This is a genomic window from Amycolatopsis sp. NPDC021455 (assembly GCF_040640995.1).
In the GTDB taxonomy this organism is placed as follows: Bacteria; Actinomycetota; Actinomycetes; order Mycobacteriales; family Pseudonocardiaceae; genus Amycolatopsis.
Genome location: NZ_JBFACT010000135.1, coordinates 1 through 9033, shown reverse-complemented (window position 1 = coordinate 9033; position 9033 = coordinate 1). Strand labels below are relative to the sequence as shown.

Below are 9033 nucleotides of genomic sequence, written 5' to 3'. Positions count from 1 at the left end.
CCGTGAAGGCCCCCTTCCCGGCCATAAGAGCCGGGAAGGGGGCCTTCACGGACTTTGGACCTAGGCTTTCGCGCTCTTGAGTTCCAGGGGGTTCTTCGGGGCCTTCGGGCGCGCGTCGATCATCCGCCGGCCCAGCTCCTGCAGCTGCTTGCGGCCCATCGCCGAGCGGACCTGGGGGAACCACTCGTCCTCTTCCTCTTCGACGTGGTGGCGGACGTTCTCGGTGAGCACCGTGACCTTCGCGTCGAAGGTCTCGTCCTTCGCGTCCATGCCGAGCAGCTCGGACAGCATCCACACGACGACGTGGTGCTCCTCCACGCTTTCCAGGACGTGGTCCTTCGTCTCCGGCACGGCCTGCCGCGCGGCCGGGTAGAAGATCTCTTCCTCGATGTAGGCGTGGACGGTCAGCTCTTCGATGATCGAGTCGGCGATCCCGCGCTTCTCGTCGTAGGCGTCCTCCCCCGCCTTCTCGAATTGCTTGAAGAGCTTCTCCACGGTCTTGTGGTCGTTCTTGAGCAGCACGATCGCGTCGGTCGACATCGGTGTCCTCACGGTGTGGCCAGGTCCCGCAGGGCGACCTGGGAGTTCTCGAGTTCCTTCGTCATCAGCAAGGCCACGGTCCTGGCGTGCGCCAGTGCCCGGCCGACGTCCCCCACCGACTCCCACGTGGCCGCGACCGGCTCGCCGCCGCCGAGGTGGACCACCTCGCCGGAGAGCAGGCCCGCCTCCAGCCGGCTCTGCAGCGCCGGCAGCAGGTGGGTGAGGTCGCCGGCCAGCAGGCGCAGGGCGCCGAGCACGCGGTACATCTCGGCCGGGGAATCGAGCTCGCCCTCACCCACGCAACGGGAAAGCCGGCGCACGGTGGCACCCGCGTCGGCGGCCAGCAGCGACGGCGAAGAGGCGGCGCTCGGGTTCATGACCGGCCGGATACCCCCTCCCCGCCGGGGAAAACGCCGTTTGCCCGATCTCCGGTCCGGGTACCCAGGCGGTCCCCCGGAGATGCAGGAGAACCCCCTTGAACGAACCCACCGGCGACGTGCTGACGTTCGGCGTCGAAGAGGAGTTCTTCGTCGTCGACCGCCGCGGCCACCTGTCCCAGGCCGGCGACGACGTCGTCGACGCCGCCGAGGCGGCCGGCGACGACCAGGGCGAGCTGCAGCACGAGCTGAGCCGTTCGCAGGCCGAGGCCGCCACCGACGTCTGCCGTACCCACACCGAGGCCCTGCGCCAGCTGCGCGCGCTGCGCGGCGACCTGGCCCAGGCCGCCCGGCGGCGCGGGTGCCGGCTGCTGCCCGCCGCGTCCCCGGTGCTGTTCGAGGCCGACCCGCCGAGCATCACGCCGAACCCGCGCTACGAGCGGATGGCCGAGCACTTCGGCGCCACCGCGCGGACTTCGCTCACCTGCGGCTGCCACGTGCACGTCGCGATCCCGGACAAGGAAACCGGCATCCGGGTGCTCGGCTGGATCCGGCCGTGGCTGCCGGCCCTGCTGACGGTGACCGCGAACTCGGCGGTCTCCGACGGCTACGACACCGGCTACAGCAGCTGGCGCTACCAGCAGTGGAGCCGCTGGCCGTCGGCCGGCCCGCCGCCGCGCTTCGCGTCGCTGGACGAGTACGAAAGCATCGTCGACGCGTGGCTGCGCGCGGGCTCCATCCTGGACCGCGGGATGATCTACTGGGACGTCCGGCTGTCGGAAAAGCAGCCGACGCTGGAGTTCCGCATCGCCGACGTCGCGGCGACGCCGGAGGAAGCGGTCCTGCTGGCGGTACTGGCCCGGGGCCTGGTCGCCACGGCGCTCGACGGCGAGGCTCCGCCGCCGCACCTGTCGAACGAGGTGCTGCGCGCCCAGATGTGGCGGGCTTCGCGGGAAGGGGTCATGGGCTGCTGCCCGCACCCGAAGAGCGGGAACCTCGAGCCCGCGAAGGCGGTGCTCGACGATCTGATCGCGCTGACGGCCCCCGCGCTGGAAGCGGCCGGGGACCTGGAGTTCGCGCGGGAAGGAACGGCGCGGCTGGCCGCCGACGGCGGCGGCGCCGACCGGCAACGACGTCGCTTCGCGGAGCGACAGCGCGGAGAAGACGTCGTCGACCTGCTCGCCGGGGACAGCTAACGCAGGGAAAGCCCGTCGAGGGTGTCGAGCAGTTCGAGCGCGCGCACGGCCGCGCGGGAACGCCCGGGATCGACGACGAGGTGGACGCCCGCGGCTTCGGCGTCGCGCTGGGCCCGCACCAGCGCCCGCAGCCCCGCGGCGCCGAGGAACCCGACCTGCCCGAGATCGACACGCAGGACGCCGGGGCACGCCCGGACGTGCTCGGCCAGCGCGGTCTCCAGCAAGGGCGCGGTGGACAGGTCGACTTCGCCACCGACCTCCACGACGATCGCGTCCGCGCTCTTCCACCGGGTCCGGCTGCGGAGGTGGTCGTCGGACGGGGCGCGGGGCGCGGGAAGGCGATGGGCGGGCGACGGATCGACCGCGGCCACGCGCAACCGCTCGTGAGCTGTCATAGGCGAGAAGTACCCGCGGCGCGCTGACGGCGAAACAAGCCCCGGGTCCAGGCGCATTTCCGGGACCGGAGCGGGTATCCCCGGCGGACGACTGTGCCGTCCGGGGCTGCGCCCCGGGCCGGGGGCTCCGCCACCCGGAACCCCCGGAAGCGGTATGCGGAAGGAGCCCGCCCATGTCGCACGGCCCGCTCACGATGGGTGTCGAAGAGGAGTTCCTCCTCGTGAACCCGCGCACGGGACACGCGTCGCCGTGCGCGGAGCCGGTGCTGGCGCGCCACCGCCACCACGGGCCGCTTCCCCACGGCGTCAAGGTGCACCGCGAGCTGCGGCTCACCCAGATCGAGGCGGCCAGCGGCGTCTGCACCACCGCCGAGGAACTCCGGCACCAGCTCACGGCGGCCCGCCGCGTGCTGGCCGGGGCCGCGGCGGCCGAGGACTGCGCGCTCCTGGCCACCGGCACGCCGGTCGGACCGGGACCGGCCGCCGCGACACCCGGGGCCACGGGCCGCTTCGCCGAGATCGACGCCGTCTACGGCGCTTTGGTGGCCGACTACGACGCCTGCGGCTGTCACGTCCACGTCGGCGTCGGTGATCCCGACACCGCGGTCGCCGTCGTCAACCACCTCGGCCGCCGGCTGCCGACACTGCTCGCGCTGTCGGCCAACGCGCCGTTCGACCACGGGCGCGACACCGGCTACCACAGCTGGCGGATGGTCCTGCAGTCCCGCTTCCCCGGCTCGGGCGTCGCGCCGTACCTGCGGGGGCACGACGAATACCGCCGGGCGGTCGAGACGCTCGTCGACTGCGGCGCGCTCGTGGACCCGGACCAGACGTTCTGGCTGGCCCGCCCGTCCGGCCGGTTCCCGACGGTCGAGTTCCGGGTTGCCGACACCGCGCTGACCGTCGACCACGCCGTGCTCCAGGCCCTGCTGAGCCGGGCACTGGTGCGGCGGGCCCTGGCCGACCTCGACCGGGGCCGGGAAGCGGCGCCGCTTTCCCCGCAGCCGGCCGCGGCGGCGGTGTGGGCCGCGGCGCGCCACGGCCTCACCGGGCAGCTCGTCGACGCCGGCGAGGAAACGCGGCGCCCCGCCTGGTCGCTGGTCGGCGAACTCCTGGCGAACGTACGGGAACAGCTGGAAGAAAGCGGCGACCTCGACGAGGTCCAGAACCTCCTCACGGCGCTGCGCACCGACGGCACCGGGTCCGTGCAGCAGCGCGCGGTGGCCGGGCGCGGGACGGCGGCCGCGGTGCGGTGGCTCACCGCGCGAACCGTGCCGGCCGGGCATGGAACGCTGCTCACGGGGTAGCCCGGGGTCATGACGACCTCCACCACGCCCGGCGCGGCCACCCTGCCGGCCGCCCGGGGCCCGCTGTCGGAGTCCGTGCTGGGGACGCTCCGGCGCGAGCACCCGCGGGCGGACCTGGGCTTCGACGGCCTCGCGGACACCGACCCGCTCGGCGACGACCTCCAGCTGGCCCTGCACCTGTGCTACGAACTGCACTACCAGGGCCTGCCGGGCGTGTCGGCCGACTGGGAGTGGGACCCGGAACTGCTGCGCCTGCGCGGTGCCCTGGAGGCCCGGTTCCTCGCCGTGCTCCGCGAAAACGTGGCGGGTGGCGACGACGTGGCGGGCGAACTCGACGCCCTGCTGGTCGAGCCGATCGACGCCGAAGGCGTGTCGCACTTCCTGCGCGACCACGGCGACTGGGAGCAGGTGCGCGAGTACTTCGCCCACCGCTCCGTCTACCACCACAAGGAAGCCGACCCGCACGCGTGGGTGATCCCCCGGCTGCGCGGCCGCGCGAAGGCCGCGCTGGTCGCGGTGGAGTTCGACGAGTTCGGCGGCGGCCGCGCGGAGTTCGTGCACGCCCGGCTGTACGCCGACCTGCTGCGCGCGGCGGGGCTGCCGGACGGCTACCTGGAGCTGATCGACCACGTCCCCGGCTCGATGCTGGCCGTGGTCAACATGATGTCGCTGTTCGGTCTGCACCGGTCGCTGCGAGGCGCGCTGTGCGGCCACTTCGCGGCGGCGGAGATCACGACGGCGCCGTCGGCACAGCGGATGGACCAGGCACTGCGGCGCCTCGAGGCCCCCGAGGCGTGCCGGTTCTTCTACACCGAGCACATCGAGGCCGACGCGGTCCACGAGCAGGTGATGCGCCACGACGTGCTCGGCGACCTGCTCGAGCAGGAGCCCGAGCTGGCCGGCGACGTCGTCTTCGGCATCCAGGCGACGGAGTTCCTCGAGGGCCGCTTCGGCGCCCAGCTGCTGAGCAGCTGGAAGGCCGGGCGCTCGTCACTGCTCCGGCCGCTCGGCTGAGCTGTCGTGGGTGCGCACCCGCTTGCGGTGGCTGGTGTCGCAGAAGGGGTACCGCTTGCTGCGCCGGCACGCGCACACCGCGACCAGGAACCGGTCCGACCGCACGACTTCGCCCTCCGGCGTGCACAGCTCGACCGGTCCCTCCACCAGGACCGGGCCGCCCGGCACGACGGTCACGCGGCGGGGACGGCGCTCAGCGGTCGGCACGCAGCACCACCAGCTCCTCCAGCCGCTGACCGGGGTCGATCAACCCGCTCGCCTCGAGGAACTCCGTCCGTCCGGACAGGACCGGGCCGAACGGGATCCGTGCGCTGCGGGCCACCGACGTGCGCAACCCCTGCGCGGCCAGGAGCTCCCGCGACTTGTCCACATCGGACATCGTGGATTGCACGAGCAGCAGCGTCCCGCCCGGGCGCAGGAGCGTGCCGGCCGCCGAGCACAACGGGTCCAGGACCGCCCGGCCGTCCGGACCCGCGTCCCAGCCGCGGGTGGACCGGACCGCCGGCGCCGGGGACGGTACGTACGGCGGGTTGGCGACGACGACGTCGAACGGGCCTTCACGCAACGCCCTGGTGAGGCCGCCCCGGCACGGGCGCACCGCGAGCTGGCGGACGAAGGCGTTGAGCCGCGCCGAAACCAGCGCCCGGCGCGAAAGGTCCACCGCCAGTACGGTCCGCGCGCCCCGGCGGGCCAGGGTGAGCGCCTGCGCGCCGGTGCCGGTGCACAGGTCCAGCGCCCGCGCACCGACGGGGATGGTCAGGTCGTCGATCGCCGCGGCGAGCAACGCGGTGTCCTCCTGAGGGCGGTAGACGCCGGGCAACCGCAGCAGCCGCGGGCCGGGCGGCACGGGCCGGGCGGCCAAGGGGCCCGGGCGGACGGGTTCCGCCGACGTGGTCATCTCGGTCTCCTCACCTCGCCGCGGTCCCGGCGCGATCGCCGGCGGGACAACCGCGTCGGCCCCCGGCTACCCGGCGGTGATCGCGGCAAACGCCGGGGTTCAACCCGCCGCCGCGGGGTACCCGGTCCGGAAAGGACCGGCGAAGGAGGCCCCGAAGTGACGTCCGAAGAGCGCACACAGCACCCGACCGAGCCCGCCGAGGGCGCCCGCGGCGACGACCCGCACGGCGACACGCCGGAGGCCCAGCGGGAGACCCTGCGCGGCGAGCAGGGCACCTCGAGCGGTGATCAGCACGACGACAGCGACCCGCAGTCGGGCTGAGCCCACCCGCCCGGAAGACGGGGTCGCGTTCGGACTGTCCGAACGCGACCCCGTTTCTCATGCCTGGTCGAACTCGAACCGCAGTGCGTCGACGCAAGCCTCGTACTTCCGGACCATTTCGTGTTCCGTGTGCCCCGGGACGAACAGGTGGGCCAGCTCGAAGCTGTAGCTGTCCTGTTCCGGCAGGTCCGAAAGCCGTTGTCCCGCTTCGGGGATGATCTCGATCTGGGCGCCTTCGACACGCGCCTCGATCGTCGCGATCTCCGCCGGCGTCGGCACCCGCGTCACGACGCCGTCTTCGAAGCGGCGCAGGTACCACTTCCCGGCGATCTGGTACTTCCCCTTGCGGGGACGGCGCCCGGGATCCTGCCCGAGGCCCAGGCGCACCATGATCTCGTGGTTGGCGACCCCGTCGACGAACTCGAACAGCTCGGCGTGCGACTGCGAATGCCGCGGGTTGATCTCCAGCAGGCACACCTGACCGGACTCGGGGTCGCAGAAGAACTCGATGCTGAAGGTGCCGTTGTCGAACCCGATCTGCTTCATCACCCGCTCGGCGACGTCCCGCATCCGCTGGACGGCCTCCTCGCCCAGCTGCGACGGGTACTGGTGCCGCAGGAACGACGAGCTGTCCGGGTAGTTGATCGAGTCGAGCGCGCCGTAGACGACCACCTCGCCCTGGTACACGTACCCCTCCACGGCGGCCTGGACGCCGTGCAGCGCCTCTTCGGCCAGGCAGGCCGCGCCGCCGACGCGGGCGATCTCCGGCGGCAGCTCCACCTGCTCGAGCACGTACCCGAACGGCTCCCCCACGCGCCCGACGCCGGCCCGGATCTCGGCGACGGCGTCGGCGAACTCGCGCTCGTCCCCGGCCTTGAAGGCGAGCTCCGAGGAGAACGACTTGACCGGCTTGAGCCACATCGGGTAGCCGACGCCCTCGGGCGGGGCGGGTTGCCCGGCGTCGAGGTCGACGATGCCGAAGTTCGGGAGCTCGTCGATCGCCTTTCTCTGTTCCAGCCGGCTCCAGTACTTGTGCTCGCACTTAAGCACGGCCTCCAGCGACACGCTGGGCAGGCCGTGGCGGGCGCACAGGATGGGGACCAGCGACGCGGCCGGGAAGTCCCAGTAGCTGACGATCGCGCCGACCTCGCCGTCGAACGCGTCGAGCTCGTGCTGGGCGGTCTTCAGGAGTGCTTCGAAGTCGATTTCGCCGTGCTGCAGGTCTTCGGGGGTCAGCAGGCCGTGGAAACGGTAGCTCCCGGACCAGGGCAGACGCTCCAGGACCCGCTGGTTCTCCTCGTCCAGGCCGATCACGAAGATGTCGGTACTCATGCCCACGGGCTACCCGACCCGCCGAGCGGCCGAAACGGGCCGGATGGCCGGTTTGAGCAGGCCGGGAGCGGGCATCCGCAGGCATGACAGCCCTGCCCGAACCCCTTTCGCTGTGGGTCGACACCGCCCCCGCCCCGGATCGCACCGGCGTGCCGGTGCCCGAGTCCGCCGACGTCGCGGTGCTCGGGGCGGGCATCGCCGGGCTCACCACCGCGCTGCTGCTCGCCCGCGGCGGCCGGTCGGTGGTGGTGCTGGAGGCCGAGCGGGTCGCCGCCGGGGTGTCCGGCCACACCACCGCCAAGGTCAGCGCCCAGCACGGGGCGAAGTACGCGGACCTGACGTCCCGGCACGGCGCCGGCGCCGCGAAGATCTACGCCGGGACCCAGGCCGCGGCGGGCGAGTGGATCGCCGGCACGGCGGCCGAGCTGGGGATCGACTGCGGGTTCACCCGCGCCGACAGTTACGTCTACACCACGCGCGAAAAGACCATTGACTCGCTCAAGCGGGAAGCCGACGCCGCCGCGGCGGCGGGCCTGCCGGCGTCGTTCACCGAAGACGTCGCCCTCGACGTGCCCGCGCTCGGCGCTGTGCGGACGACCCGGCAGGCGCACTTCCACCCGCGCCGCTGGCTGCTCGGCCTGGCCGCCGAGATCGAGCGGGTTGGCGGCACCGTCGTCGAACACGCCCGCGCGACCGCGGTGAACGGCCAGACCGTCCGCACCTCGCGAGGCGACGTCGTGGCGGGTGACGTCGTCGTCGCGACGCACTACCCCGTGCTCGACCGCGGCCTGTACTTCGCCCGGCTCGACCCGGTGCGCGATCTCGTGGTCGCGGGCCCCGCCGCCGGGAACGCTTCGCCGGAAGGCATGTTCCTCGACGCGGACACGCACCATTCCGTGCGCGGGTACACCGAGCAGGGCACGCCGATGGTGATCGCGGGTGGCGAGCACTACCGCGTCGGCGCCCACGTCAACGTCGAACGCCGGTACCGGCGGCTCGCGGACTGGGCGGACGAGCACGCCGGCCTGCACCGCGTGACCCACCGCTGGTCCGCGCACGACATGTCCACTGTGGACATGCTGCCGTACGTCGGCCGGTACCTGCCGGGAACCGGGAAACTGTGGGTGGCCACCGGGTTCGGCCAGTGGGGCATGACCGGTGGTACGGCGGCCGGGCACGTCCTCGCGGCGCGGATCCTCGGCGAGCCGCACCCGGCCGCGGCCCTGTTCGACCCCAACCGCTTCGACCCGCGCTCGGTCCTCGAGGTCGCCCAGGACAACCTGACGGTGGCGAAGTACCTGGTCGGCGACCACGTCGCGGCGCTGTGGCGGTCGGAGAAGCTCGACGACCTCCAGCCCGGCGAAGCCGAGGTCGTCCGCGTGGGCGGCGAGCTCGTGGCCGCCCACCGCGACGACGGCGGGCAGCTGCACACCGTCGGCGCGCACTGCACCCACCTCGGCTGTCTGGTTTCCTTCAACGACGCGGAAAAGACCTGGGACTGCCCCTGCCACGGCTCCCGCTTCGGCGTGGACGGCGAAGTCGTGCAGGGCCCCGCGGTCCGGCCGCTGCGCCGCGGCCCTGGCCGGATGTCTTGAACGACAGCTTGCTTACGTGCGTAGTAAGGAACGACTCGTTGAATACAAACCCCGTGGG

11 protein-coding genes are annotated in these 9033 nt (G+C 72.8%); 5 read left to right on the top strand and 6 right to left on the bottom strand.

Features of this window, described 5'->3' with window-relative positions; translation table 11 throughout:
- Nucleotides 1-60: 60 nt before the first annotated feature.
- The gene (locus tag AB0G28_RS48625; RefSeq protein WP_361106287.1) at nucleotides 61-540 is read right to left on the bottom strand and encodes a hemerythrin domain-containing protein; all 480 of its coding nucleotides are present in this window, start codon (nucleotides 538-540) and stop codon (nucleotides 61-63) included.
- 8 nt (nucleotides 541-548) lie between these two features.
- Nucleotides 549-917 (bottom strand): hypothetical protein, encoded by a 369-nt coding sequence (locus tag AB0G28_RS48620; protein ID WP_361106284.1) that lies wholly within the window; start codon nucleotides 915-917, stop codon nucleotides 549-551.
- Nucleotides 918-1015: 98 nt separating this feature from the next.
- Here AB0G28_RS48620 and AB0G28_RS48615 point away from each other — a divergent pair, with 98 nt between their 5' ends.
- Nucleotides 1016-2113 (top strand): glutamate--cysteine ligase, encoded by a 1098-nt coding sequence (locus tag AB0G28_RS48615; RefSeq protein WP_361106281.1) that lies wholly within the window; start codon nucleotides 1016-1018, stop codon nucleotides 2111-2113.
- Here AB0G28_RS48615 and AB0G28_RS48610 read toward each other — a convergent pair.
- Nucleotides 2110-2508: an STAS domain-containing protein gene (locus tag AB0G28_RS48610; RefSeq protein ID WP_361106279.1), complete on the bottom strand. Its 399-nt coding sequence runs from the start codon at nucleotides 2506-2508 to the stop codon at nucleotides 2110-2112. The genes AB0G28_RS48615 and AB0G28_RS48610 overlap by 4 nt on opposite strands.
- Before the next feature lie 173 nt (nucleotides 2509-2681).
- On the opposite strand from AB0G28_RS48610, the gene AB0G28_RS48605 reads away from it, so the two are divergent.
- Nucleotides 2682-3815 (top strand): glutamate--cysteine ligase, encoded by a 1134-nt coding sequence (locus tag AB0G28_RS48605; protein ID WP_361106276.1) that lies wholly within the window; start codon nucleotides 2682-2684, stop codon nucleotides 3813-3815.
- A gap of 9 nt (nucleotides 3816-3824) precedes the next feature.
- Nucleotides 3825-4829, top strand: coding sequence for an iron-containing redox enzyme family protein (locus AB0G28_RS48600; protein WP_361106273.1), 1005 nt, complete (start codon nucleotides 3825-3827; stop codon nucleotides 4827-4829).
- On the opposite strand, the gene AB0G28_RS48595 is transcribed toward AB0G28_RS48600, so the two are convergent.
- Nucleotides 4806-5036 (bottom strand): CDGSH iron-sulfur domain-containing protein, encoded by a 231-nt coding sequence (locus AB0G28_RS48595; RefSeq protein ID WP_361106270.1) that lies wholly within the window; start codon nucleotides 5034-5036, stop codon nucleotides 4806-4808. The two genes, AB0G28_RS48600 and AB0G28_RS48595, sit on opposite strands and share 24 nt — an antisense overlap.
- The gene (locus AB0G28_RS48590; RefSeq protein WP_361106267.1) at nucleotides 5023-5727 is read right to left on the bottom strand and encodes a methyltransferase; all 705 of its coding nucleotides are present in this window, start codon (nucleotides 5725-5727) and stop codon (nucleotides 5023-5025) included. Before AB0G28_RS48590 ends, AB0G28_RS48595 begins: the two co-directional genes overlap by 14 nt.
- 156 nt (nucleotides 5728-5883) lie before the next feature.
- Between AB0G28_RS48590 and AB0G28_RS48585 the strand changes: the two genes are divergently transcribed.
- Nucleotides 5884-6048 carry a hypothetical protein gene (locus AB0G28_RS48585; protein WP_361106264.1) on the top strand — a complete coding sequence of 55 codons (165 nt, stop codon included), beginning with the start codon at nucleotides 5884-5886 and terminating at the stop codon, nucleotides 6046-6048.
- Nucleotides 6049-6105: 57 nt separating this feature from the next.
- Here AB0G28_RS48585 and AB0G28_RS48580 read toward each other — a convergent pair whose 3' ends face one another.
- Nucleotides 6106-7380 (bottom strand): ATP-grasp domain-containing protein, encoded by a 1275-nt coding sequence (locus AB0G28_RS48580; protein ID WP_361106261.1) that lies wholly within the window; start codon nucleotides 7378-7380, stop codon nucleotides 6106-6108.
- Nucleotides 7381-7463: 83 nt separating this feature from the next.
- Between AB0G28_RS48580 and AB0G28_RS48575 the strand changes: the two genes are divergently transcribed.
- The gene (locus tag AB0G28_RS48575) at nucleotides 7464-8975 is read left to right on the top strand and encodes an FAD-dependent oxidoreductase (protein WP_361106259.1); all 1512 of its coding nucleotides are present in this window, start codon (nucleotides 7464-7466) and stop codon (nucleotides 8973-8975) included.
- Nucleotides 8976-9033 lie beyond the last annotated feature (58 nt).

What these genes read in the sequence shown, in the direction of transcription:
- AB0G28_RS48625 (WP_361106287.1), bottom strand. Translation starts at nt 540, where the DNA reads ATGTCGACCGACGCGATCGTGCTGCTCAAGAACGACCACAAGACCGTG.
- AB0G28_RS48620 (WP_361106284.1), bottom strand. Translation starts at nt 917, where the DNA reads ATGAACCCGAGCGCCGCCTCTTCGCCGTCGCTGCTGGCCGCCGACGCG.
- AB0G28_RS48610 (WP_361106279.1), bottom strand. Translation starts at nt 2,508, where the DNA reads ATGACAGCTCACGAGCGGTTGCGCGTGGCCGCGGTCGATCCGTCGCCC.
- AB0G28_RS48605 (WP_361106276.1), top strand. Translation starts at nt 2,682, where the DNA reads ATGTCGCACGGCCCGCTCACGATGGGTGTCGAAGAGGAGTTCCTCCTC.
- AB0G28_RS48600 (WP_361106273.1), top strand. Translation starts at nt 3,825, where the DNA reads ATGACGACCTCCACCACGCCCGGCGCGGCCACCCTGCCGGCCGCCCGG.
- AB0G28_RS48590 (WP_361106267.1), bottom strand. Translation starts at nt 5,727, where the DNA reads ATGACCACGTCGGCGGAACCCGTCCGCCCGGGCCCCTTGGCCGCCCGG.
- AB0G28_RS48580 (WP_361106261.1), bottom strand. Translation starts at nt 7,380, where the DNA reads ATGAGTACCGACATCTTCGTGATCGGCCTGGACGAGGAGAACCAGCGG.
- AB0G28_RS48575 (WP_361106259.1), top strand. Translation starts at nt 7,464, where the DNA reads ATGACAGCCCTGCCCGAACCCCTTTCGCTGTGGGTCGACACCGCCCCC.